General features: G+C 35.9%; 23 protein-coding genes. 16 read left to right on the plus strand and 7 right to left on the minus strand.

What is annotated here, in order from left to right; genetic code table 11:
• Positions 1 to 42 precede the first annotated feature (42 nt).
• Complete coding sequence (locus tag PF026_RS00235) at positions 43 to 492, plus strand: hypothetical protein (protein WP_270863043.1); 450 nt, start codon at positions 43 to 45, stop codon at positions 490 to 492.
• A gap of 256 nt (positions 493 to 748) precedes the next feature.
• On the opposite strand, the gene purF is transcribed toward PF026_RS00235, so the two are convergent.
• From purF to PF026_RS00250, 3 genes are all read right to left on the minus strand, one after another.
• Positions 749 to 2,095, minus strand: a complete 1,347-nt coding sequence (gene purF / locus PF026_RS00240) for an amidophosphoribosyltransferase (RefSeq protein ID WP_270863044.1) — start codon at positions 2,093 to 2,095, stop codon at positions 749 to 751.
• Between the two features lies 1 nt (position 2,096).
• Positions 2,097 to 2,858, minus strand: a complete 762-nt coding sequence (gene dapB, locus PF026_RS00245; protein ID WP_270863045.1) for a 4-hydroxy-tetrahydrodipicolinate reductase — start codon at positions 2,856 to 2,858, stop codon at positions 2,097 to 2,099.
• 339 nt (positions 2,859 to 3,197) lie between these two features.
• Positions 3,198 to 6,347: a DUF748 domain-containing protein gene (locus PF026_RS00250; protein WP_270863046.1), complete on the minus strand. Its 3,150-nt coding sequence runs from the start codon at positions 6,345 to 6,347 to the stop codon at positions 3,198 to 3,200.
• A 66-nt stretch (positions 6,348 to 6,413) separates the two neighbouring features.
• Between PF026_RS00250 and PF026_RS00255 the strand changes: the two genes are divergently transcribed.
• The 9 genes from PF026_RS00255 (at position 6,414) to PF026_RS00295 (ending at position 16,734) form a co-directional block, all read left to right on the plus strand.
• On the plus strand, positions 6,414 to 7,478 hold the full coding sequence (locus PF026_RS00255) for an epoxyqueuosine reductase QueH (protein ID WP_270863047.1): 1,065 nt from the start codon (positions 6,414 to 6,416) through the stop codon (positions 7,476 to 7,478).
• Positions 7,479 to 7,516: 38 nt separating this feature from the next.
• Positions 7,517 to 7,954, plus strand: a complete 438-nt coding sequence (gene fabZ / locus PF026_RS00260; RefSeq protein ID WP_270860282.1) for a 3-hydroxyacyl-ACP dehydratase FabZ — start codon at positions 7,517 to 7,519, stop codon at positions 7,952 to 7,954.
• Positions 7,955 to 8,743, plus strand: coding sequence for an acyl-ACP--UDP-N-acetylglucosamine O-acyltransferase (lpxA, locus tag PF026_RS00265; protein WP_270863048.1), 789 nt, complete (start codon positions 7,955 to 7,957; stop codon positions 8,741 to 8,743).
• Positions 8,743 to 9,978 carry an ATP-dependent Clp protease ATP-binding subunit ClpX gene (clpX, locus tag PF026_RS00270; protein ID WP_270863049.1) on the plus strand — a complete coding sequence of 412 codons (1,236 nt, stop codon included), beginning with the start codon at positions 8,743 to 8,745 and terminating at the stop codon, positions 9,976 to 9,978. The genes lpxA and clpX overlap by 1 nt, the downstream gene beginning before the upstream one ends.
• A 12-nt stretch (positions 9,979 to 9,990) precedes the next feature.
• Entirely contained in the window at positions 9,991 to 11,025 is a 1,035-nt protein-coding gene (locus tag PF026_RS00275; RefSeq protein WP_270863050.1) for a rod shape-determining protein, read from the plus strand.
• The gene (mreC, locus tag PF026_RS00280; protein WP_270863051.1) at positions 11,018 to 11,767 is read left to right on the plus strand and encodes a rod shape-determining protein MreC; all 750 of its coding nucleotides are present in this window, start codon (positions 11,018 to 11,020) and stop codon (positions 11,765 to 11,767) included. Before PF026_RS00275 ends, mreC begins: the two co-directional genes overlap by 8 nt.
• On the plus strand, positions 11,767 to 15,030 hold the full coding sequence (gene carB / locus PF026_RS00285; protein WP_270863052.1) for a carbamoyl-phosphate synthase large subunit: 3,264 nt from the start codon (positions 11,767 to 11,769) through the stop codon (positions 15,028 to 15,030). The genes mreC and carB overlap by 1 nt, the downstream gene beginning before the upstream one ends.
• Before the next feature lie 74 nt (positions 15,031 to 15,104).
• Positions 15,105 to 15,998 carry a DMT family transporter gene (locus tag PF026_RS00290; protein ID WP_270860276.1) on the plus strand — a complete coding sequence of 298 codons (894 nt, stop codon included), beginning with the start codon at positions 15,105 to 15,107 and terminating at the stop codon, positions 15,996 to 15,998.
• A 49-nt stretch (positions 15,999 to 16,047) separates the two neighbouring features.
• Positions 16,048 to 16,734: an aspartate/glutamate racemase family protein gene (locus PF026_RS00295; RefSeq protein WP_270863053.1), complete on the plus strand. Its 687-nt coding sequence runs from the start codon at positions 16,048 to 16,050 to the stop codon at positions 16,732 to 16,734.
• Between the two features lie 7 nt (positions 16,735 to 16,741).
• Here PF026_RS00295 and PF026_RS00300 read toward each other — a convergent pair whose 3' ends face one another.
• The 4 genes from PF026_RS00300 to PF026_RS00315 form a co-directional block, all read right to left on the minus strand.
• The gene (locus PF026_RS00300; protein WP_270863054.1) at positions 16,742 to 17,887 is read right to left on the minus strand and encodes a GTPase; all 1,146 of its coding nucleotides are present in this window, start codon (positions 17,885 to 17,887) and stop codon (positions 16,742 to 16,744) included.
• 160 nt (positions 17,888 to 18,047) lie between these two features.
• Positions 18,048 to 18,698, minus strand: a complete 651-nt coding sequence (locus PF026_RS00305; RefSeq protein WP_270863445.1) for a tRNA threonylcarbamoyladenosine dehydratase — start codon at positions 18,696 to 18,698, stop codon at positions 18,048 to 18,050.
• A 50-nt stretch (positions 18,699 to 18,748) separates the two neighbouring features.
• Positions 18,749 to 19,522, minus strand: a complete 774-nt coding sequence (surE, locus tag PF026_RS00310; RefSeq protein WP_270863055.1) for a 5'/3'-nucleotidase SurE — start codon at positions 19,520 to 19,522, stop codon at positions 18,749 to 18,751.
• Positions 19,523 to 20,017 (minus strand): hypothetical protein, encoded by a 495-nt coding sequence (locus PF026_RS00315; protein WP_270863056.1) that lies wholly within the window; start codon positions 20,015 to 20,017, stop codon positions 19,523 to 19,525.
• A gap of 78 nt (positions 20,018 to 20,095) precedes the next feature.
• On the opposite strand from PF026_RS00315, the gene lpxB reads away from it, so the two are divergent.
• The 6 genes from lpxB to PF026_RS00345 are packed head-to-tail and all read left to right on the plus strand — an operon-like array spanning position 20,096 to position 25,078.
• The gene (lpxB, locus tag PF026_RS00320) at positions 20,096 to 21,151 is read left to right on the plus strand and encodes a lipid-A-disaccharide synthase (RefSeq protein WP_270863057.1); all 1,056 of its coding nucleotides are present in this window, start codon (positions 20,096 to 20,098) and stop codon (positions 21,149 to 21,151) included.
• A gap of 28 nt (positions 21,152 to 21,179) precedes the next feature.
• Entirely contained in the window at positions 21,180 to 21,671 is a 492-nt protein-coding gene (gene greA, locus PF026_RS00325; RefSeq protein WP_270870380.1) for a transcription elongation factor GreA, read from the plus strand.
• A gap of 9 nt (positions 21,672 to 21,680) precedes the next feature.
• Entirely contained in the window at positions 21,681 to 22,688 is a 1,008-nt protein-coding gene (gene argC / locus PF026_RS00330; protein ID WP_270863059.1) for an N-acetyl-gamma-glutamyl-phosphate reductase, read from the plus strand.
• 3 nt (positions 22,689 to 22,691) lie between these two features.
• Positions 22,692 to 23,429, plus strand: a complete 738-nt coding sequence (locus tag PF026_RS00335) for a UDP-2,3-diacylglucosamine diphosphatase (protein WP_270863060.1) — start codon at positions 22,692 to 22,694, stop codon at positions 23,427 to 23,429.
• Between the two features lie 28 nt (positions 23,430 to 23,457).
• Positions 23,458 to 24,081, plus strand: coding sequence for a phosphoserine phosphatase SerB (gene serB, locus PF026_RS00340; RefSeq protein WP_270863061.1), 624 nt, complete (start codon positions 23,458 to 23,460; stop codon positions 24,079 to 24,081).
• Positions 24,074 to 25,078, plus strand: coding sequence for a transaldolase (locus tag PF026_RS00345; protein ID WP_270863062.1), 1,005 nt, complete (start codon positions 24,074 to 24,076; stop codon positions 25,076 to 25,078). The genes serB and PF026_RS00345 overlap by 8 nt, the downstream gene beginning before the upstream one ends.
• Position 25,079: the final 1 nt, after the last annotated feature.

Consider the following 25,079-nt stretch of genomic DNA (forward strand, 5'->3'; position numbering starts at 1 on the left):
GCATAACTAATAAAATAATACAAATTCAATTTAGAGTGCTAAATGAAAAATTTATTAATAACTTTACCAATTATTTTTTGTGTTAATATTTTTGCTAATGATAATGGAAGCTGGGAAGCAAAATGGACTTCCGTAAGCGTAAAAGGTGAAAAATTAGAGTGTAAAAATGGTGAAAATTTGATTGAATTTAGCAAAAATGTTCCCATTGACGGCGGTTACTCTGGTAATGGCGATATGACAACTATATATTGCATACAAAACGATAAAAAAAATAAAAATTCTTGGGCTGTTCAAACATATAGCAATAAACCAAACCATGCAGATATAAGCTTAAACTGTTCTATTGAAGAAACACAAATTGATGGTCTTGATGGGATTATGCATTGTGATAAATACTTAATAGTCAAAATAAGCGATATAGAATTTGAAATTGATAAAAATTCGATTATTTATACAAATAGCACCGATAGTATCGAAACCAAGATAAATTGATAGTTCAAAAAATTTAAAACACATTACAAAACGATGATGATAAAGGAATAGAGTTTATTAATAATGTTTTAAAAAGTTTTTTGAAATAAAATATAAATTCACAGATATATAATGAAATAAAAAATTTGATACAAGAAAAAATCAAACTTGAACCAAACAACCACAAATTTATAGAAATGTTATAAATTATTAATAAGTAAATTTAAATTATTAAATTTTTAGAGTAAATTTGATTTACTCTAAAAAAATCTCAAATTTAATCTTTTATAAAATAATCTCCGTCAAAGCTATCAAGCGAGTATTTTCGCTCATTTCCTAGACCTGTGATTAGTTCATCTATACTTAAAAATGTCAAGCTATCGGCACCGATAAATTTGCGAATTTCTTCTATACTCATATTTGCGCTAATTAGTTCAGTATAACTTGGCGTATCGATTCCGTAGCGACAAGGGTGCTTTATTTCGGGGCTTGCTACGCACATGTGAATTTCTTTTGCTCCTGCATTTCGCAAAAGTTCTACGATTTTTTTGCTAGTCGTTCCACGCACGATACTATCATCAACCACGACGATTTTTTTATCTTTTAGAACTTCGCTCATAGGATTTAGTTTGAGTTTTACCTTTAAATTTCGCATTTCTTGTGTAGGTTCGATGAAAGTTCGTCCCACATAGTGGTTTCGCACAATCGCCATTTCAAAAGGAATTTTGCTTTCATTTGCAAAGCCAAGTGCGGCAGGAACGCCACTATCAGGCACAGGAATAACCAAATCAGCCTTAATACTAGCGCATTTTTTAGCTAAAATTTCGCCTAGTTTTTTACGAATATTATAGACATTTTTACCATCAACCATGCTATCAGGTCGCGCAAAATAGATATATTCAAAAGCGCAAATTCTAGGATCTGTGTTCCCAAAAAGTTGAACGCTTTTAAATTCGCTTTTTCCTTCTTCAAAAACCACCATTTCACCGGGACACACATCTCGCACAAACTCAGCTCCGACTAAATCAAAAGCACAAGTTTCACTAGCTACGATGTATCCGCCGTCTTTAAGCCGTCCGATACTAAGCGGTCTAACGCCAAATCTATCACGCACGGCAAACATTTTGCTTCTACTTAAAATAAGCAAACAATAGCTTCCCACGCATTTTTTCACAGCCTCTATAATACGATCTTGCAAATGCGTCTCTTTGCTTCTTGCGATTAGGTGTAAAATGTTTTCAGTATCCATGCCGCTTTGAAAAATCGCGCCTTCTTCGATGAGTTTTGTTCTAACTTCGTTTTTATTTACCAAATTTCCATTATGAACGATTGAAATCTCGCCAAGAGCGTAGTTTGCAGCAACGGGTTGCGCATCTTTTAGGCTATCGCTTCCTGCTGTTGAGTAGCGATTGTGTCCGATTGCGATATTTCCTTTTAAAAGCTCAAACTCAGCTTCGCCGAAAATCTCGGTTACCAACCCTTGCGATTTTATCGTTTTTATGTGGTGGTTAAAACTTGCACTTATTCCGCTTGATTCTTGTCCGCGGTGCTGCATAGAAAATAGCCCGTAATACGCCTTTTTAGCTGCGTTTTCTGAATTTATAACTCCTACAATCGCACACATTTTAAATTCCTAAACAATCATTTATATCGTATAAGCCGTTTTTTTGTTTGCTTACCCAAATTCCTGCTTTTATCGCACCTTTTGCGAAAGTCGCTCGACTTGTAGCAGTGTGATTTAGCTCGATATATTCGCCATCGTTATAAAAACCAACCGTGTGGCGACCGACTATATCGCCACCGCGAAGTGCCATAACGGCGATTTCATCTTTGCTTCGCTCTCCGATTAGTCCGTCTCTGCCACTTACTCTGACATTTTTTAAGTCTAAATCTCTTGCACTAGCGGCACTTTGGGCGAGTGTCAAAGCCGTTCCGCTTGGAGCGTCTTTTTTGTGTTTGTGGTGCATTTCTACAATCTCGCAATCAAATTCACGCAAAGCCTTTGAAGCTAGACTTACAAGTTTATTTAAAACAGCAACCCCAAGGCTCATATTTGTGGCATAAAGTATCGGCATTTTTGCGCTACACTCTTTTAAAAGCGCCATGCCGTCTTCACCTAAACCGGTCGTTCCCATACAAATCGGTTTTGGGTGGTTTTTTGCGTAATTTAGCAAATTTAACGCCCCTTGTCTTATGGTAAAATCAATCACGACATCACAAGAGTTAAAAAATTCATCAAAATCTTCGGTAACAACGCAACTAGGCGTATAACTAAGCTCTTCAAAAGTCCAAATCGCACTTACTTTTGCATCTTTACTATCTTTTAGGCACTCATAAATCATAGTCCCCATTTTACCGCTTCCGCCGTGAATTCCGATATTTATCATAAGTTTTCCTTTTGTGGCAAACGCCGATTTTATGAAAACAAAGAGTATATCAAAATTTAAATAATAGCTTTATTAATTTTATTTTATGTGAAAATTTACCTAAGCAGATTTTTTTTAAGTAACAAAAAATTTAAATTTAACAATGTAAATTAAAATTACAAACAAATTTATAAATTTAATCATCTTGCAAGTTGCCTTTTTAAGGGGGAAGTGGGCTGACTTGCGAAGCGCCCCCTTCCCCCTTAACAACCCCCAAACCCCTGCACGCTAGAAGTGGCAAATTTAAAAAGCTTTTACAAGCTTTTTAAATTTGATTTTACGAAAATTTGCTTCGCAAATTTAATTTTTCAATCCAAGTTTTAAAGGCACGAAAATATCTTGTTTTGGTTCGCTGTCTTGGGCTTTTTCGATTATGATTTGATTTTGTGGGACACCTAAATTTAGCAAATTTGATTTTAAATTTTCTACTCTTTTAAGCGCTAGTTTTTCTAGACGCGAAGTATCAAATTTAACGGCGTTTATAACTTCATTTTCGTAGTTTTCGCTCTTTTGCACACGCAGTTTTGCCCCTAAATTTGCAACTGCATTATCATAATTTAAATCTTTTTCGCTCATTAAATTTGATATTTCCCTATCAAAAATTTGCTTTTTAAATACAAAAGCGTCTGCCTTTTCGCTGTAAGTCGGTGTTAAAATAAGTTTAATATTCTCTTTTTCTTTGGCGATTTTGGCTAAATTTGCTATTTTTTCATTTTCACTGGCTAAGATTTCGCTTTCTCCTGCGTTAAAATCGATGGTATCAAGTCCCTTTGTATCGATATTTAAAACACTTCCGATAAGTTTAAACGGGCTTAGGGCGATGTCTGAGAAAAGTTTTAAAATCGTTCCGCCGATAACTCCGCCAAAACTAAATTTTGGATCTTTCAAATCCCCGCTAACAGGCAAATTTACATTGATTTGATCTTTTGAATCTTTTAGCACAGAAATCGCTAAATCAAGCGGTAAATTTATGGCATCTTTACTCTCTACCGCTTCTCCAAGCGTGAAATTATCCAAATTTACTTCATTTGTAGCGTTTAGCTTTGAATTTTTTATTTCATAATTTAGCTTTAAATTTGCCTTGCCACCGTCTATTTTGCGACCGATAAATTTCGCACTATACGGCGTAGTTTCGCTAAGGCTAACACCTTTTGTGATGAGCGAAAGATTAGTTTGTTTTTCGTATGCAAACGGATACAAACTCAAATCGATTTGAGCGATACCGCTTTTGCCGACATTTCCGTTAAATTTGAGCTTTGCTGGGCGTTTTTGGCTGATTTCATTGACGCTTGTATTGATTTTAGAAATCAAAAAATCAAACGGCATATCTAGGCTTTGATCGACGAAATTAACCCTGCCGTTTTTGATATTTATATTTTTAATTAAAATGTCAAAATCGCTTTTTGAGCCTGAATTTTGCGGTTGTTTTGGTTTTGACGAAGTTTTTACCAAATTTGCTAAATTTAGCTTTCTATTTTTTGATACTACGATTTTTGAAAACGGAGAGTTTAAATTTATATTTTCTAAATTTAGCGAATTTTGAGTAAGTGCGATTTTGCCGACTTTTAGATTATCAAAACTAGCGAATTTATCGCCATTTGCAAAACTCATTGCCAAATTTGATACTTCGCTTGTGCCATTTAGGCTAAAACCATTTTGTAGCGTAAAATTTCCGTCAAATTTGTTTGCTCCGCTAGTGATTTTTGCATTTAAAAATTCGCTTACATAAGGGTTAAAATACTCTAAATTCGGCAAATTTATGCTAAAAGCCGAGCTTAAATTTAAAGGGATTATATTTAAATTCGTGGTTGAATTTAGTGAAATTTGCTTTGAGTTAATCGAATTTTTGATGATAAACGGCGAATTCAAGTTTATATTTTTTGCGGTTGTGTTAATGCCTGAGATTTCGTGCGTCATCGGCGTAACGAAGCTTTCTGTGATTTTAGCGTAGCCGTTTTTAACTTCTGCGTTTTGGATAAGAAAATCAAATTTTGGGCTTGATGAATTTTTATCTAAATTTGTGGAATTCGCATCGATTTTGGCGGTTTTTGCGCGGTTTTTATCTTGGGTTGCAAATTTTACAATCGCAAGAGAATTTATGCTTTTTGCTCCGTTTTCGTTGATTTCAGAGATAAATTTTGGCGAATTTACAACGGCATTTTGGACTTTTAAAAAAAGTTTATTTATATCAAAACTAAGTTTTTCTGCTACCGAGCTTTCAAGTCCGCTAAAATTATCTTGCCCTGAGAAAACGCCCGTTTTACCGAGATTTGCCGTATCGATTGCAGCACTAAAATTTTGATCATCTAAAATAAAATTTGTTCCTTTTAAGGCTAAATTTTCGCTTCGCACAAAGTCGTGGTTTTGGAAATTAAATTCGATATTTTTATGATTTATATTTTCATTTTTGACACTTAAATTTGTAGAATTATTCTCAATTTTTAAATTTAAAAGTGTTTTGTCAAGGTCGTTGTTTTGGGAACTTACTTTAAAATCAGGACTAGTATAAACAAAATTTGGTAATGAAATTTTGTCTATATCTATATCTAAATTTAAATCATCTTTTATATCTAAATCCAAATTTAGATTTTTAGCCGTTATTTCACTAAAATTTATAATGTCGCCGAATTCGCTAAATTCGTTATCTAAAAGATTTAAATTTGCATTTTTTATGCTTAAATTCACGCCGTTATTTAAATTTAAAACATAAGGAATTTCGGCACTCAAAAGCGATTTTGTTAAATTTAAATCTCTCAAATCAACAAAACTTTGCCAAATGTGGCTTAAATTTAGCTCAGAAATTTCTAAATTCCCTGTTATTTCAAGCGGATTTAGGCTGATATTTGCGCCGTGTTTGATATTTTTCGCGATTTGCGAGTTTGAATTTAAATCATGCAATCCGATCGAATTTTTACCTAAATTTAGATTTTTTATCTCATAATTCAGATTTTCTAATTTCACTAAAAAGGGCTTTGCAAAGCTTTCATCGCTATAAAGTGCCTTTCCGTTTTGGATTTTGAAATTTTCTAAGACGAGATTGAAAAAACTTGTTGAATTGTCATCTTCTTTGGCTTCATCGCTTAAAAAACTATCAAAGTTAAAACTGCCGTTTTTGTCCCTGTAAATTTGCGTATTTGGCTCGTTTAAGGTCAAATTTTTTATAAAAATGTCTTTTTTGAAAAGTGATTTTGGGTTTAACTCTAAATTTGCTTCATCTACGCTAAAAAGCGGTTTGTTTGTGCTTAGTTCTAAATTATGCAAATCAAGTTTAAAAGAAAAAGGGTTAAATTTGGCTTCTTTTAAACTTAAATTTGCTTTATCACTAAGCAAATTTGGCAATGTGTTTTTCAAAAAATACGGCACTCCAAAAAAGCCCACAATGGTGTAAAATGCGAAAAAACAGGTAACGCCGAAAAGAAATTTTTTCCAATGTTTTTTAAAAAAATTCATATTTTTACCAAAATTTTAAATTCAAATCGTAAAATTATAGCTAGAATTTGTTTATAAAGGTTAAATTTGTTAGTTCATATTTGTTGCAGTGTTGATAGTCATTATTTTTTAAGAAAATTGCGCGAAACTACGGACGAGCTGTTAATCGGCTATTTTTACGATCCAAATATCCACCCGTATAGCGAATTTTTGCTCCGCTATGAAGATGTAAAACAAAGTTGCAAAGAACTTGGCATAAAGCTATATTTAGGCGAGTATGATTTTGCGTCTTGGCTTGATGGCGCAAAAGGGCTAGAAAATGAGCCTGAAAAGGGCAGAAGGTGCGAGTTTTGTTTTGATTTCCGTATGCAAAAAACTGCCGTTTTTGCTAAAAAAATGAACGAGAAAAAAATCACAACAACGCTTTTAATGAGTCCGAAAAAATCGCACTCTCAACTTGCAAATTCGCTTGAAAAAATCTGCAAAAATGAAAATTTGGAATTTATCGCTCCTGATTTTCGCAAAAACGGTGGCACGAACGAGCAATTTAGCTTAGCTAAAAAAGATAAACTTTATCATCAAAATTTTTGCGGTTGCCTGTATGCGTTGGCTAAACAGCGGGAAAATTCGCAAATTTATGAGCTTATGAACCCGCTTGATAAACAAATTTTGCCAAATTCGATTGAAGAAAAATTAAAATTTTACAAAAAAGTTCATAAACTAAAAAATAAAGGCGTGAAATTTGAAATTTTAAGAGATAAATTTATGAATTATCGCTTGCTTAGCGGTGTGGTTAAATTTGACGGCACGGCTATAAAAAGCTATATTTTTCATAACTCGCATTTCAAGCGAAAATATAATAAATTTAGCCTTGAAAATTCGCAAAATTCGGCTTTTGTCGATAGAGATGAAATCAAATTTATAACTCTAAATTTTTTCAATCAATTATCAAATAAAAATTATAAAAATATGGACGAAATTTTAAAAAATCCGCCGAGCCTAAAATGCCAAGAAAAAGTGCGAGAAAAAATCGCTTTTAAAGGCGGTTTTTCGCCGATAATTTTGGTTGAAAAAATCCCGCAATGTCGCGTTGAAATTCTCGCAAATTCGGATTTGTATTTAGATGTTAGGGAAATTTTAGTAATAATTTGATAAAATTGCAAGATTTTTAAAATAATCAAAGGATAGCGATGATTGACATTAACGAAATTTTAAACATTTTACCACACAGATACCCTTTTTTATTGATTGATAGGGTTACGGATTTAAAGGTAGGCGAGAGTTTGACAGCTTACAAAAATGTAACTTACGGCGAACAAATTTTTCAAGGACACTTTCCGGGACACCCGATTTATCCGGGCGTTATGATTATCGAAGGTATGGCTCAGGCTGGTGGTGTTTTAGCATTTAAAAGCACAACGGATGAAGATTTAAGCGAAAAAGTTGTTTATTTTATGAGTATTGATAAGGCTAAATTTAGAAAACCTGTCCGTCCGGGAGATAGACTAGAATACAAAATCAGTGTCATCAAACACAAAGGTAGAATTTGGGTGCTTAAAGGCGAAGCCTATATCGACGGCGTTTTAGCCACAGAAGCTGAACTTCAAGCGATGATAATGGATAGATAAATGAAACAAATTCACAAAACGGCGATTGTCGAAGACGGAGCGATTTTAGGTGAAGATTGCGTAGTCGAAGCCTATGCTTTTGTAAGCAAAGACGCTAAAATCGGCAATAATGTCTGGATAAAGCAAGGCGCTAGGATTATCGGCGATACTACTATCGGCGATAATAGCACGATATTTTCGTATGCGATTGTCGGCGAAATTCCACAAGATATGAGCTTTGAGATTGGCGAAAAAACAGGGCTTATAATCGGCAAAAATGCTACAATCCACGAATTTACAACTATTAGCTCTGGCTCTCACAAAGGGGACGGCTACACGCACATAGGCGATAATCTTTTTATGATGTCATATTGTCACATAGCGCATGATTGTATCTTGGGGGATAATATCATTATGGCAAATTGCGCTACACTGGCAGGGCATGTCCAAATGGGCGATTATGCTGTTATTGGCGGACTAACGCCTGTTCATCAGTTTGTCAAAATCGGCGAAAGCTGCATGATAGCAGGAGCTAGTGCTTTAAATCAAGATGTGGTGCCGTTTTGTTTAGTAGAGGGTAACCGCGCTTATATCAGGGGATTAAATTTAACAGGACTTCGCCGTAGATTTGATAGAGAGCAGGTTGAGATCATAAATAAAGCTTATAAATTTTTGTTTAATACTGGCGGGGATTTGAAGTATCAAGCAGGTGTTTTGCTTAGTGAAACAAAAGATGAAAATGTCAAAAAAATGTGCGAATTTATACTAAATACAAAACGGGGAATTCCGTTAAATAAAGGTAGAGATTAATGGAGAAAATTTGCAGTTTTTGTAATGTTTCAAGTAAAGACGGAAGACGAATTTTTCCTAACGAAAAAGAAAATTCTTTCATCTGCGAATACTGCGTAGATGCAGCTTATGAAGTGCTTCACGGCGGAGAAAATGCAGAAAATTTAACGCAAAAAGAAAATATAAGCGAAATAAATTATGATGATATAAAGCCAAAAAAACTAATGGAAGTTTTAAATAACTATGTCATCGGGCAAGAAAGAGCCAAAAAGGCTTTTAGCGTGGGCGTTTATAACCACTACAAAAGAATTTTTAAGCAAAATGAAATCAAAGACGATGATACAGAAATCACAAAATCAAATATCTTGCTAATCGGACCAACAGGAAGTGGAAAAACGCTTATGGCACAGACTTTGGCAAGATTTTTAGATGTTCCAATTGCCATTAGCGATGCAACAAGCCTAACAGAAGCAGGATATGTAGGCGAAGATGTCGAAAATATCCTAACTCGCCTACTTCAAGCAGCAGGTGGCGATGTCAAAAAGGCTGAGAGGGGAATCGTTTTTGTCGATGAAATTGATAAAATTTCGCGTATGAGCGAAAATCGCTCTATCACAAGAGATGTTAGCGGTGAAGGCGTGCAACAAGCGCTTCTTAAAATCATCGAAGGAAGCGTAGTTAATATCCCGCCAAAAGGCGGCAGAAAGCACCCAAACCAAGATTTTATACAAATCGATACGACAAATATTTTGTTTGTTTGTGGCGGTGCGTTTGACGGATTAAATGAGATCATTGCCCATAGAATCGGCAAAAATGTTCTTGGTTTTGGGCAAGAAAAACGAAGCAAAAAAGAAAATGAGAATTTGCTTTTTATGGTCGAGCCCGATGATTTGGTTCATTATGGTTTGATACCTGAACTCATCGGCAGACTTCATGTAACGGCAACCCTAGAAGCAATCGATGAAGCAAGTATGGTTAAAATTTTAACCGAACCAAAAAACGCCATTTTAAAACAATACCAAAAACTTTTTGCTATTGATGGCGTGAATTTAAAATTTGATGATGAAGCTTTAAAGGCAGTAGCAAATTTAGCAATAAAACGCAAAACAGGAGCTAGGGGCTTACGAAGCATAATGGAAGATATTATGACAGATATTATGTTTGAGTTGCCGGAACTTGCAGGTTATGATGTTATCATTTCAAAAGATGTCGTTTTAAAGACGGCAAAACCGATTTTAGTAAAACTAAGTGCTTAATAAAGGAAAAAAATGTTGTTAGATTCAGTTTTAGGACTATTTTCAAGCGATATGGGGATAGACTTGGGGACGGCTAATACTTTGGTATTAGTCAAAGACAAAGGTATTATCATTAACGAACCAAGCGTTGTAGCTGTGCAAAACGAAAAATACGGCAAACAACGAATTCTCGCAGTAGGACACGAAGCAAAAGAGATGGTCGGAAAAACTCCGGGCGATATAGAAGCTATTCGCCCTATGAAAGACGGCGTTATAGCGGATTTCGATATGACTGAAAAGATGATTAGATATTTTATTGAAAAAACGCATAAACGCAAATTTTTTATCAGCCCACGCATTATCATTTCTGTTCCTTACGGACTAACACAAGTTGAGCGAAAAGCCGTCAGAGAAAGTGCGATGATAGCAGGAGCAAGGGAAGTTTTTTTAATCGAAGAACCTATGGCAGCGGCAATTGGTGCAGGACTTCCTATAAAAGAGCCAAAAGGATCACTTGTAGTTGATATTGGCGGTGGAACGACCGAAATCGGCGTTATTTCTCTTGGCGGACTTGTTATTTCAAAATCTGTTCGCACAGCAGGTGATAAAATCGATAGTAGCATTGTAAATTATGTAAAAGAAAAGTATAACTTGCTTATCGGTGAAAGAGTCGGCGAAGAGATAAAAATCAAAATAGGAACGGCAATTCAACTTCCAAAAGAGCTTGAAATGAGCGTAAAAGGACGCGATCAAGTGCGCGGACTTTTAAGTAGGATTGAAATAACAAGCGAAGATGTTAGAGAAGCTATGAGAGAGCCTTTAAAAGAGATAGCCGATGCCCTAAAAACGGTCTTAGAAATGATGCCGCCTGATCTTGCAGCCGACATCGTAGAAAACGGCGTTGTGCTAACAGGCGGTGGAGCTTTGATAAGAGGAATTGATAAATATCTAAGCGATATAGTTAAACTTCCTGTTTTTGTTGCAGACGAACCGCTTTTGGCAGTCGCAAAAGGAACAGGTAAAGCACTTGAAGAAATTGGTTATTTAAAACAATTAGCAAATGACTAATATAAAGCCGCTTTTTATAGCCGTAGCTTTTGTTATTTTATCGCTTGTTTTCGGATCGCAGATAAGGGGCGGTGTGGTTGAATTTTCCGGTTTTATTATAAATAAATATTACGAAACAACCGCTTTTATAAAAAATACGATAAACGAGCATTTTAGACAAGCCGAAGAGATAAAAATTTTAAGAGAGCAAAACAAAGAATTAGAAAAATCCGCTGCTTTGCTCTCAACTTTTGCTTGGGAGTTAAATCAAATTTTAATAGATAAAAATTCGTCTAAATTTGCTCCCGATGTAAGACTTGTAAAAATTTTAAGTTATGCTCAAACGAGCGATTATAATAAATTTTGGGTCGAATTCCCCGAATTTAAGCAAGATAAAGTCTATGGGCTTATTAGCGAAGGCAACACGGCAGGGATTTTGCTAAATAAAGATAATAAGCCCTTGGCTATTTTGCAAAGGGACGAAAAAAGTGCTTTTGCCGTTTTTGTTGGAGAAAATAAAATTCCCGGACTTGCAAACGGAAATTCAAATGGTATAAGTGTTAAATTTATACCACAATGGTTAGAGCCAAAAGTAGGAGATGAGGTTTTTACTAGCGGACTTGATGGCGTATTTTTCGCAGGAGTGCCGGTTGGAAAAGTAAAAGAGATAAAAGATGAACAGCTATACAAAAGTGCCGTCGTTGAGCCATACGCAGGGCAGAGTATGCCGACATTTTTGTATGTTGTTACAAAGGATAAATAATGCCAAAAAGAAGCGATATTAAAACAATTTTGTTGATAGGTTCTGGTCCTATCGTCATCGGTCAAGCTTGTGAATTTGATTATAGTGGCACACAGGCTGCTAAAACTTTGAAAAATTTAGGTTATAGAGTAGTTTTGATAAATTCAAATCCGGCTACGATTATGACAGATCCTGATTTTGCGGACGCAACATACATTGAGCCGATTACCAAAGAGAGCATTTTGCGAATTATCGAAAAAGAAAAAGTCGATGCTATTTTGCCTACTATGGGCGGACAGGTTGCCCTAAATGTCGCTATGGAAGTTTATGAAAGCGGAAAGCTAGGCAATGTAAAATTTCTTGGGGCAAAACCCGAAGCTATCAAAAAAGGCGAAGATCGCGTGGCTTTCAAAGAAGCGATGATAAAAATCGGTATGGATTTACCAAAATCAAAATATGCTTATAATATCGAAGAAGCGATGAACGCTGCTAGTGAAATCGGCTTTCCTTTGATAATTCGCGCTAGTTATACCTTGGGTGGCGCAGGAAGTGGCGTAGCATATAATATCGATGAATTTAAAGAAATCGCGCAAAACGGCATTGATATAAGTCCGATTCACGAAATTTTGATTGAAGAGAGTTTGCTTGGCTGGAAAGAGTATGAAATGGAAGTTATCAGAGATAATAAAGATAACTGCATTATCGTTTGCTCTATCGAAAACCTTGATCCTATGGGTGTGCATACGGGTGATAGCATTACGATTGCACCGGCTCTAACTCTTACAGATAAAGAGTATCAACGAATGCGTGATGCGAGTTTTGCGATTTTGCGTGAGATTGGCGTCGATACGGGCGGAAGCAATGTGCAATTTGCCATAAATCCAAATACCGGTCGCATGATAGTAATCGAGATGAATCCGCGCGTTAGCCGTAGCTCAGCCCTAGCTAGTAAGGCCACAGGCTACCCGATAGCCAAGGTCGCTACCATGCTAGCTGTGGGATTTAGCCTAGATGAAATCAAAAACGACATTACAGGCACTCCTGCAAGCTTTGAGCCTGTGATTGATTATATCGTTACAAAAATTCCGCGTTTTGCGTTTGAAAAATTCCCGGGATCAAACCCATATCTTGGCACTGCGATGAAAAGTATCGGTGAAGTAATGGCGATAGGTCGCAGTTTCAAAGAGAGTATCCAAAAAGCCTTGTGTTCTATGGAGAAGAGTTTTTACGGATTTATCGAGCTAAATTTAAGCAAAGATGATTTGATTTTTGGGCTTAGAAACGCACAGGAAGCTAGAATTTTATATATCGCACAAGCTTTTAGAAACGGTTTTTCGCTTGATGAGGTCTTTGAATTTACAAAAATTGACCCTTGGTTTTTACGCCAAATTCACGAAATCGTCGAATTTGAAAGCAAAATCGATATGGATATTATAAATAACCCTGAGTTGCTTAGAAGGGCTAAAACTATGGGCTTTTCAGATCGCATGATAGCATATTTGATAAATAAAACAGATAATGTCGAGCTAACGCAAAACGATATTTATTTTGCTAGAACTAAACAAAATATCACTCTTGAATATAACGAAGTCGATACCTGTGCGGGAGAATTTAAGGCTCTTACGCCATATTTGTATTCTAGCACAAATATAACGGCTGGGATTCCAAGCAGAGTGGTTGATAGCTCAAATAAAAAAGTTCTAATAATCGGCGGCGGACCAAACCGCATAGGACAGGGCATCGAGTTTGATTATTGTTGTGTTCATGCAAGTTATGCGTTAAAAGATATGGGAATAACTACCATTATGTATAACTGCAACCCTGAAACGGTTTCTACTGACTATGACACTAGCGATATTTTGTATTTTGAACCGATTGATTTCGAGCATGTTAGAAGTGTAATCGAAGCAGAAAAGCCTGATGGTGTAATCGTGCATTTTGGTGGTCAAACTCCGCTTAAATTCGCAAAAAGATTAAATATAATCGGTGCTAAAATCATAGGAACTAGTGCTAGAACAATCGACATGGCAGAAGACCGCAAAAAATTTAGCGAATTTATAAATAAAATCGGCGTAAAACAGCCTAAAAACGACACAGCTATAAGCGAAGCCGAAGCCATAGAAAAAGCTAACGCTATTGGCTATCCAGTATTAGTAAGACCAAGCTATGTGCTTGGCGGTAGAGCGATGAGAAGAGTGCATAATGAAACCGAGTTAAAAGCCTATATGAACGAAGCAGTAAGTGTAAGCTACCACTCGCCTGTGCTAATCGATAAATTTTTGCTTGATGCCGTTGAGCTTGATGTCGATGCTATAAGCGATGGAAAAGATGTCTATATCGGCGCGATTATGGAGCATATCGAAGAAGCAGGAATTCACTCAGGCGATAGTGCTAGTATCTTGCCGCCGATGAGTTTAAGTGCCGAGATGATTGATTTGGTAAATCGTCAAACAAAAGAAATCGCCCTAAATTTGGGCGTTGTAGGGCTTATGAATATCCAGTTTGCCATTTATGAAAACGAACTTTATATGATTGAAGTAAATCCTAGGGCTAGCCGCACCGTGCCGTTTGTGAGCAAAGCAACGGGAATTCCTATGGCAAAGGTCGCAACTCGCGTTATGTGGCAAGGAAATTTAAGAGAAGCTTTGAAATTTTACGATCAATTTGGCGTTCTAAGCGAAGAAAAAGGCATTTTAAAACCAAAAATCAAAAACCATATCTGCGTAAAAGAAAGCGTTTTTCCTTTCAATAAACTCACGGGAGCGGATTTGATTTTAGGACCCGAGATGAAAAGCACTGGCGAAGTTATGGGTATCGGCGAGAATTTCGCAAAAAGTTTTGCAAAAAGCCAAATCGCTGCAAATAATGTCTTGCCAAGCGACGGGCTAGTATTTTTGTCTTTGGCAGAACATGACAAGCTTAGAGCCGTCGAACTTGCCACTGCTTTAACAAAAATCGGCTTTAAAATTTGCGCTACAAGCGGAACGCACAAACTTTTAACTGCTAACGGCGTTGAGTGCGAATTTGTTTATAAGATTAGCGAAGGCAGACCAAATATCGAAGATAGGCTCAAAAACGGCGACATTGCGTTAGTGATAAATACAAGCGACAGCAAATCTAGTAGTAGCGATGCAGCTAAAATTCGCCAAAGCGTATTAAGATTTAAGTTGCCGTATTTTACAACGGTCAAAGCTGCCCTTGCTGCGACACTTTCTGTTTGCTCTATGCAAGATGGCTCTGCACTAGAAGTAAAAAGTTTGCAAGAGTATTTAGGTCAAAAATAAATTCACAAATTCGGCAAATTTGCGTGAAATTTATGCTAAATTTGCCGAAATTTTATAAATTTAATTCAATTAATATGAAAACGCAAAGTATAATTTTTGGAATTTTCATAACACTTCTTGGCGGAATTTTTTGGGGGTTTAGCGGGGTTTGCGGTCAGTATCTTTTCGAAGTAAAGGGCGTGAGCGCAAACTGGCTTGTTCCGTATCGACTTTTTTGCGCTGGCGTGGTTTTGCTTTTTTATTGTGCATTTCGTTTGCGCGATAAAAGATTTTTTGCACCGCTTAAAGATAAAAGACTTTATCCGCAGTTTTTAGCTTTTTCGCTTTTAGGTTTAATGCTAACGCAGTATTTTTATTTTTATTCTATCGAGCTTTCAAATGCCGCAGTCGCTACCGTGATCCAATACACAGCACCAGCTATGATTTTAGTGATTGTATGTGTAAATGAAAGACGATTGCCAAAAATCAGCGAATTTATCTCTTTGATTTTAGCAAGTTTGGGTGTTGTGATTTTAGCTACGCACGGAAATTTAGACTCACTTGTTATTAGTCAAAAGGCACTTATTTTTTGTTTGCTTAGCGCAGTTTGTGTTTGCGTTTATAATCTTGCACCAAAAAAACTAAATCAAAAATATCCTGTTGTGCTAAATTTAGGTTGGGGTATGGTGCTTGGCGGAGTAGTTTTGGGTTTGTTTTTGCAAGTTTGGAATTTAAAAGGTATTAGCGATTTTAGCGGATTTTTAGCACTCATGGGCGTTGTGTTTTTTGGAACGGTTTTAGCATTTAGTTTTTATATGATTGGGGTGAAATTAATCGGCGCACCAAAAGCAAGCCTAATCGCCGCGATTGAGCCAGTTAGCGCAGCATTTTTTGCACATTTTTGGCTTAAAACGCAGTTTGTGTTTTTAGATTTTGTAGGCTTTGTTTTGATTATTTCGTGTATATTTTTATTAGCGAAAAAGGGTTAAATTTACCAAATTCGGTTAAAATTATCTAAATTTTTCAAGGAGATTTTTTTTGAAAACTATCGGACTAATCGGCGGAATGAGTTGGGAAAGCACGGCTACTTACTACAAAATCATAAATGAAGAGATAAAAGCTCATCTTGGAGGTTTGCATAGTGCAAAAATTCTGCTTTATAGTGTGGATTTTAGCGAGATTGAAGAGTGTCAGGCAAAGGGCGAGTGGGAGAGAGCCGGTCGTATTTTAGCTAGCGCTGCTAAACGCCTAGAACTCGCGGGAGCCGATTTTATCGCTATTTGCACCAACACAATGCACAAGGTTGAACCACAAATCAGTGCGAATTTGCAAATTCCCATTTTGCATATCGCCACAGCCACTGCTGATGAACTAAAAGCCCAAAATATCGATAAAACCATACTTCTTGGCACGAAATATACGATGACGCAGGATTTTTATAAAGAAAAATTAATCGAACAAGGTATAGAAGTTTTTATCCCAAATGATGACGAGATCGAATTTATAAATTCGGTCATTTTTAATGAGCTTTGTTTAGGAAAAATATTGTCATCTTCAAAAGAGAAATTTTTAAAAATCATCGATAGACTTGCGAATTTAGGGGCAAAAAGTGTGATTTTAGGTTGCACAGAAATCGGACTTTTGATTTCGCAAAATGATTTGGAAATTCCGGTATTTGACACGACGATAATCCACGCTAAAAAATGCGCCAAAATGGCGTTATAATGGGATTTTAATCTCCCATTATAAGCTTATTTGTGATTATATATTTAATCTTTTGGCGATTTAAATTTGAAACAGGATCGAATTCGCCCTCATAAATTCCATCGAAATTTTCGTCCAAATACCTAGTGTAAATTTCGCCGATTAACTTCGTCATTTTTGCCGCCACAGACGAATTTATAATCCCGTCAGTTAGCAAGTCATTAAACGGCGCAAGTCGCACAATATCGCCGTCGATTGATTTTATTTCAAATCCAACGCCGATAATACGGTCAAATTCAGAGAGAATTTTTAAAATATCTTCCCTTGAAATTTCTAGATTATAAATCGAAGTGATATACTCTATCATATATATTTGCACCGGCAAAAGTAGCGCAATATCCGAAAATGCGATGTTTTCAGCCGTCATACTGGCTGCTAAGACTGAGTGTTTTAGCGTGATTTCAAGCGCAACCGTTTTTTTAAGATTTTTATTATAAGTTTGAAATTTGGCAAACATAACCTTTTTACTGGCAGCAAGGCGTTGAATTTCAAAAGTTTTTGTAATCAAATCATCAATGCCGCTGATTTTTTTAATAATACCGTCATCATCTTCTACTTCCAATGCCCTTACTCGTTGTAAAACGGAAGTCGAAATTTCTAAATTTGATTTTACTATATCTGAAAATTTTTCTCCGTTGTAATCTTTGTCTTGTTGAGCTTTTGTGATAACGGCTATGATTGGTATATTTTTATCTTTTATCATATTAAATAGGCGTTTTTCTTTAACTTCCAAGCGCCTACCGCTTTCGGCGATACAAAACCAAACTATATGAATAGGATCTCTTGAATGGGCCTTTTGCTCTATAAAGCTCTTAATATCGTCAAGCGTAGCTTCAAAATTGCTCATTTCAAGCCCTTTTGTGTCATAGATACTAAAAAATTTGTTAATCTTGATTTCAACGATTTTTTTAGTAATAGGTTCGCCCGAACCAGTCCTAACAACATTTCGTCCAAAAATCGTATTTATAAGTGTGCTTTTCCCGACACCAGTTTTGCCGACAATGAGAACATTTAATTTGTCAAGTTTTTTTTGATTTTGGATTAGAAGTTTGACCTCCATAGGAACTTTTTTTTCGATTTCATTTAAATCTACAATTATATCTTCAACGCTCATTTTACACCTCTTAAATTTTTCATATAATTTTATCATAAAATAAAAGAAAATTTTAAAAATTAATATTAAATTAACAAAATTTAGTTAAAAAATAGATTTTTTTTGAAATTTTATAAATTTATTTAACAAAAAATTTATAAGTAAATTTTTGATGATATAATTACTTTTCTATCAAATTTCGCACCACAAAACTAGCGATAAATAGCCCAAAACTAGCCGTTACGCCCATAAAAGAACCTAGTTTTTTGCAGTTTGGCTCTTCTTCTGAAAAAACGCAAGGAAAATCGCCTTTAAAACCAGATTTTTTAAGCTCATAACGAAATTTTCTAGCAAACGGGTCGCTGTGGGTTTTCCAAATAGAAGTGATTTTAATTTTACTAGGATTTAGGCGCTTTGCCGCTCCAAGTGAGCTAATAAATTTGATATTTTTTTCACTGCATTTAACGGCAAGTGCGATTTTAGCGCGAATATCATCAACGGCGTCAATAACAAAATCAAATTTGCTAATATCAAATTTTTCTAAAAATTCATCATCGATTTTAGCAAAAATAGGCGTTACACCGTCAAATTTTTTCGCAAAAACTTCGCATTTTTTTTCACCCAAATTTTCGCTTCCAAACTGCCTGTTTTGATTTGTAATATCAAATTTATCGCAGTCAATCACGCTTAAATTTATTACGCCTGAGCGATATAGACATTCTATGGTAGCGCCGCCTACGCCGCCACAGCCACAAACCAAAACTTTTGCATTTTGTAGTTTTTCAAAACTTTCGCCAAAAAGCCAACGAGAGCGGGTAAATCTATTAATAATTTCTGTGTTTTGGCTTGAATTACGAAGCGATTTCGAGCAGGTTAAATCATCTATAATAGCCATTTTTCCACACTTTTTAGCTCATTATGTGCCGTTAAATTTAGACTTATTGGCGTTAGCGTTGCATATCCTTCGGTAAGTAAGCCAATGTCGGTATTTAAATTTAAAGATTTATCAAAATTAAAATCCGTTAGACCTAACCAGTGGTATTCCCAGCCACGCGGATTGCGATTTGTTTGGGCGTCGGTGGAGTAAAATTTATCTCCACAAGCAACGACTTTTAGCCCCTTAAATTCGGCTTTGCCAACAGCCGGAAAGTTTAAATTTAAAAATTGTTTTGACGGCAACGGAAAGCCGTTTTTAAAGATTTTTTCCACCAAATTTAGCGTGATTTCACAGGCCAAGTCAAAGCCGTATCTATCTAGGCTATCGTTCATATAAAATTGACTTACCGCTAATGATGGAATTCCTTGTAAAACGCCTTCCATAGCGCCACCACAAGTGCCGGAGTAGGTTATGTCTTGGGCGACATTTGCGCCGTGGTTTATGCCTGAGATGATGAGATCTGGTTTTTTTGCGTTAAAAAGCATTTCTAAGCCCAAATAAACGCAATCTGATGGCGTAGCGTCATCAAGCTTAAAAAATCCGTCATCAAGCTTGATAAATCTAAGCGGTTTTGTAAGTGTCAAAGAGTGCGAACAAGCCGATTTTTCCGAGCTTGGAGCTACGATTGTAACATTTGCGATTTTTTTTAGCGCACAAGCAAGTTCGAGCATTCCCCTTGCTTCGAAACCGTCGTCATTTGTGATTAAAATTTCCTTCATTTATAAACCTGCTTTAACGCAAATTTGCTCATCGACTTTTAGTTCAAAAACGGGACTTTGCGGGTATTCATAAAAATATCTATGCACTTCTCTTTGTCCGTGTTTTAGCGAATTTCGTGCAGTTTGCAAACTACAAACCCTACTAACTAAATCTTTTTCGGCAAAAGTCATAAATTTTTCTCTATCTTTCATCGATAAATTCGCATAAGCCGAACTTAATGAGTAGTTAAAAATCACATTTTCATTTTCGGCAAAAATCTCTTCAAATGTAACAAAGCCATCAATTTTTGTTCGCACTTTTGTTCCGCCTAGCTTTTTTGCGACATCTTCGACACTTAATTTGGCAACTTCACTTGGGCTTTTGCCTTTTATTAAATTTTCATAATAAGCTATTTCTTGCGGAGTTTGTTCTATTACTCTTTTTTCGTATTTTGGCTCGTTTGTGCAACCTATTAAAAGAAAGCAAGTTGCAATTAAAAGATAAATTTTTCTCATAAACTTTCCTTAAATTTAAAATTTAGCAATTTTAACATATCTTTGCTATAATTTCTGTAAAAAATTTATAGGAATTTTATGAAACGATACCTTGTTTCTTGTTTGGAAGCTTCGGCAAATTTGCATTTTGAGCAGGTTTTAAACGAGCTTGGCGAGTGCGAAATTTGTGGAATTTTTGATAAAAAATTTGAAAAATTTGGCAGCGCGATTTATGATAGCAAGGAATTCTCTGCAATGGGCTTTGTAGAAGTTTTACCACTTATTTTCAAAGCAAAAAAAGCGATGAAAAAAATGGTGGAACTAGCAGATACTTGCGACGGAGTTTTGCTGATCGATAGTCCTGCTTTTAACCTGCCATTAGCACAAAAACTTAAAGAGCAAGGTGTAAAAACGCCGATAACTTATTATATTTTACCGCAGGTTTGGGCGTGGAAAAAGGGCAGGGTCGCAAAAGTGGAAAAGTATTGCGATAATTTGGCTTCAATTTTGCCTTTTGATAGCAAATTTTATAATCGCTCGACTTATGTCGGACATCCGCTTTTAGATGAGATTAAAATTCAAAAAAATAGCTACGAAAAAAACGGAAATTTGGTTTTTATGCCGGGTTCTCGTAGAAGCGAAATCACGCGTTTAATGCCGATTTATAGGGAGCTTTCTCGCAAATTTGCAAATCACAAAAAAACACTTGTGGTGCCGAAATTTTTAATGCCAAATTTGGCTGAAATTTACGGCGATACTAGCTTTTTTGAGATTTCAAACGATACGATAAATTCACTAGTAAATGCCGAATTTGCCTTTATTTGCTCAGGAACTGCCACGCTTGAAGCCGCACTGATCGGCACTCCGTTTGTGCTTTGTTATAAGGCAAAGGCGATTGATATGTATATCGCTAGAAAATTTGTGAAGCTAAAATTCGCCGGACTTGCGAATATTATTTTTGATTTTATGGGCGAAAAACCACTTCATATCGAGCTTTTGCAAGATGAAGTAAGTGCGGAAAATCTGTATAATGCGTATAAAAATTGCGATTATGAAAAATTTAGTCGTGCATGTGCCGATTTAAGGGAGTATTTGAAATTTGGCAGTGCAAAAAATGTTGCAAATTTGCTTAAATTTAAACAAGAAAAAGTATAATTTTAAAAAATTTAATAAAGGAAAATTTATGGAACAAACCGAACCAATGACGCTTTATGGTTATGAAAAAATTACCGCAGAACTTAAAGATTTAAAAACAGTTCAACGCCCAAAAATCGTCGAAGACATCGACATCGCTAGGAGCCACGGCGATTTGAAAGAAAACGCAGAATACCACGCAGCAAGAGAAAAACAAGCCTTTATAGAAGCTAGAATTGCTGAAATCAGCGATATAGTGGCAAGAGCAAAGGTTATTGATCCTAGCTCATACGAGCATGATAAGGTCAAATTTGGCTCAACCGTTACATTTATGGATATTGAAACCGAGATTGAAGAAACCTATGTCATAGTCGGTTTTAGCGAAGCCGATGTTTCAAGACGGCTGATAAATATCAATACGCCACTTGCAAAACAGCTATTAGGCAAGAGCGAGGGCGATGAGATAACGCTAAATTTGCCAAACGGCAGAAAAGATATAGAAATTTTAAGCGTTTCATATAAACCTATCAAATTTGCATAAGGAAAAATGATGAAAAAAGTCGGAATTATCGGAATTAGCGGTTATACGGGTTTGGAGCTTATAAAGATTTTACTTCGCCACGATGAGTTTGAGATTTCTTATCTTGCAGCCACGAGTGAAAGCCAAATTTGTGAAATTTTCCCGCAACTAAGCGGTGTTTTGGATATGAAAGTCGAAATCGCCGACCCAAAAACGGCAGCACAAAAATGTGATTTGGTTTTTTTAGCCTTGCCGCACGAAAAAGCTATGGAATTCGCACAGACGATTTTGAGTTTTGACACTACAAAAGTTGTGGATTTGAGTGCGGATTATCGCCTTTCGCTAGAACTTTATGAGAAAAATTATACGACACATTTAGATCCAAAAAATTTAGCCCACGCTGTTTATGGTTTGGTTGAACTTAATCGCGAAAAAATCAAAACGGCAAATTTGGTGGCAAATCCGGGCTGTTATCCGACTTGTTCGATTTTAGGGATTGCGCCGTTTTTAAAATTTATGGATAATAAAATCGGCGTTTTTATCGATGCTAAAAGCGGTGTAAGTGGCGCAGGAAAGGGCTTAAAAGCTACAAGCCATTTTGTGAGCGTAAATGAAAACGCAAATGCCTACTCGCCAATTTCGCACCGCCACGCAGATGAAATCAAAGAACAACTTTCAATTAGGGCAAACACCGAATTTAACACGATTTTTGTGCCAAATTTGCTTCCATTAACGCGCGGAATGTTAGTTAGCGCATTTGGCGTTTTGAAAGAAAAAATCGACGCAATGGAAATTTTAAAAGAATTTTACAAAGATGAAGAATTTATCCGCGTTAGAAACGAACCAGTGCATATAAAAAATGTCGCAGGAACGCACTTTTGCGATATTTTTGTAAAAACCGACGGAGATAAAATTTGGATAAATTCAGCCATTGATAATTTACTAAAAGGCGCTTCAAGCCAAGCTGTGGCAAATGCGAATTTAATGCTTGGCATAAGCCAAAACATGGCATTGCCAAAAATCTCTCACGGAATTTAAAGCGTGGCAAGAATTTATAAAATTAAAAGCGGTGCGATTTTTTTAAGCGATGCCCACGCAAATACGAACAGAGCGAATTTTCGTGCATTTTTGCAAGAGTTAAATTCGCTTGAAAATGAGAATTTGCCAAGCCAAATTTTTATGCTTGGCGATATGTTTGATTTTTTGGCAAATACGACATATTCGCAAAGATTTTATGAATTTGAGATAAATTTGATAAATGAAATTTCAAAAAAATGCGAGATTTTTTATTTTGAAGGCAACCATGATTTTAATCTAGCAGAGATTTTTTCTGGCGTAAAAGTTTTTGCAAATAAAGAACAGCCCGTGAGTTTTAAAAGCGATATGGACGAAATTTTGCAAATTTCTCACGGCGATATTTTTTTACCAAAACAGACACAAACCGCGCTTTTGTTTTTGCGAAATAAAATTTTTTTAAAAATCGCAAATGCCCTTGATACAATGTTAAATTATGCTATCACAAAAGCTATTTTAAACGCTCAATCAAAGAAAAATTTGGATAGAAAAGCTGAAAATTTTACAAATTTTATAGAGCCAAAAATTCATAACTATACCGCTAAAATCGTGGTTGAAGGGCATTATCATCAAGACAGCGTTTTGGAATTTGGTAAAAAAATTTATATAAATTTAGCTTGTTTTGGCGTTAAACCAAAAATTTACAAATTTGATGATAAAACAAGTAAATTTGATGAATTTTGTCTAAATTTAAATTTAAAATAGTTATAATAAAGCTTTTAAAAGGAAAAATATGATTAAACTTTGTGTTTTTGATTTTGATAGCACACTTATGGACGGCGAGACTATAACCGAGTTTGCTAGAAGTGTCGGAAAAGAAAAAGAAGTTGCTGATATTACAAGAAGAGCAATGGCTGGCGAGCTTGATTTTTTTGAAAGCTTGGTTGAAAGAGTTGCGTATTTAAAGGGCGTTAAAGTAAGTGAAATAGAAAAAATCGCTAAGAATTTGCCTTTCATCACAGGCGCAAAAGAGCTTATAGCTTATCTAAAATCAAAAAATATCAAAGTCGTTGTTTTTAGCGGCGGCTACCACATAGCAACCGATCATGCCAAAAAAGTTTTAGGATTTGACGCTAGTTTTGCAAATATTTTGCACGAAAAAGACGGCGTCCTAACAGGGCTTGTGGGCGGAGAGATAATGTTTGGCTACTCAAAAGGGGCGATGTTAAGAGAGCTAAAATCGCTTTTAAATTTAAATTCAGATGAAATTATGTGCGTTGGGGACGGCGCAAACGATGTTTCGATGTTTCGTGAAGCTGGTCTAAAAATCGCATTTTGCGCTCACGAAATTTTGAAAAAAGAGGCAACGCATTGTGTGGATACAAAAGATTTAAGGGAGGTTATGAAATATGTATAACGAAAAGGTTAAATTTAGCCTTTGGTGCGACTTTTTAGAGCGTGATTTTATCGACGGCGAATTTAACGAGCTTATAAAAAACGGCACGATTAACGGAGCGACTTCAAATCCGTCTATTTTTAAAAACGCTTTTTTAAATTCCCCGGCTTACGCAGAAGCAAAGGAAGAATTTAAGAAAAAAGAGCCAAAAAAACTTTATGAAATTCTAGCTACGCAAGATATTAGAAGTGCGGCAGAAAGCTTACTTAAAAACTACATAAACGCAGATGACGGCTTTGTTAGTATCGAAGTCGATCCAAATTTAAGCAACAAAGCAGAAGCTACATTTAAAGAAGGCAAACATCTCTACGGTGCAATCGGTATGCCAAATGTGATGATAAAAGTCCCTGCCACAAAGGACGGATATGAAGCGATGAGCGAACTAATACGCAAGGGCATAAATGTAAATGCGACTTTGATTTTTTCGCCTGAGCAGACTAAAAAATGCCTTGAAGCCTTTGAAGAAGGCATTGCAGGATTTAAAAGATACTTTCCAAAAGCAAATTTACCAAAAGCGGTTATTAGCATTTTTGTTAGCCGTTTTGATAGAATGCTCGATGAAAAAATGGCTAACGCAGGTCTGCCAAAAGCAAAAGTGGGTATAATTAATGCTATGAAATGCTACAATATCATAAAAGAAGCGAATTTAAGCTTCGTTAAACCGCTTTTTGCTAGCACCGGTGTAAAAGGCGACGAATTAGCAAAAGATTATTATGTGAGCGAACTTTTGTTTGAAAACTGCATAAATACCGCTCCGCTTGATACAATAAAAGCGTTTATAAAAACCGAAAATTCGCCAAAGGTGCCACTAACAAACGAGCAAATCGACGAATTTTTCGAAAAGGTCAAAAACGCCGGAATTGACATGAAAAAGGTTTATAAAAAGTTGCTTGATGACGGATTGGAACAATTCATCATCGCATTTGACGATATAATCAAAGCTTTAAAGAAAGGATAGA

The organism is Campylobacter sp. CS_NA3 (assembly GCF_027797495.1).
Lineage (GTDB): Bacteria > Campylobacterota > Campylobacteria > Campylobacterales > Campylobacteraceae > Campylobacter_B.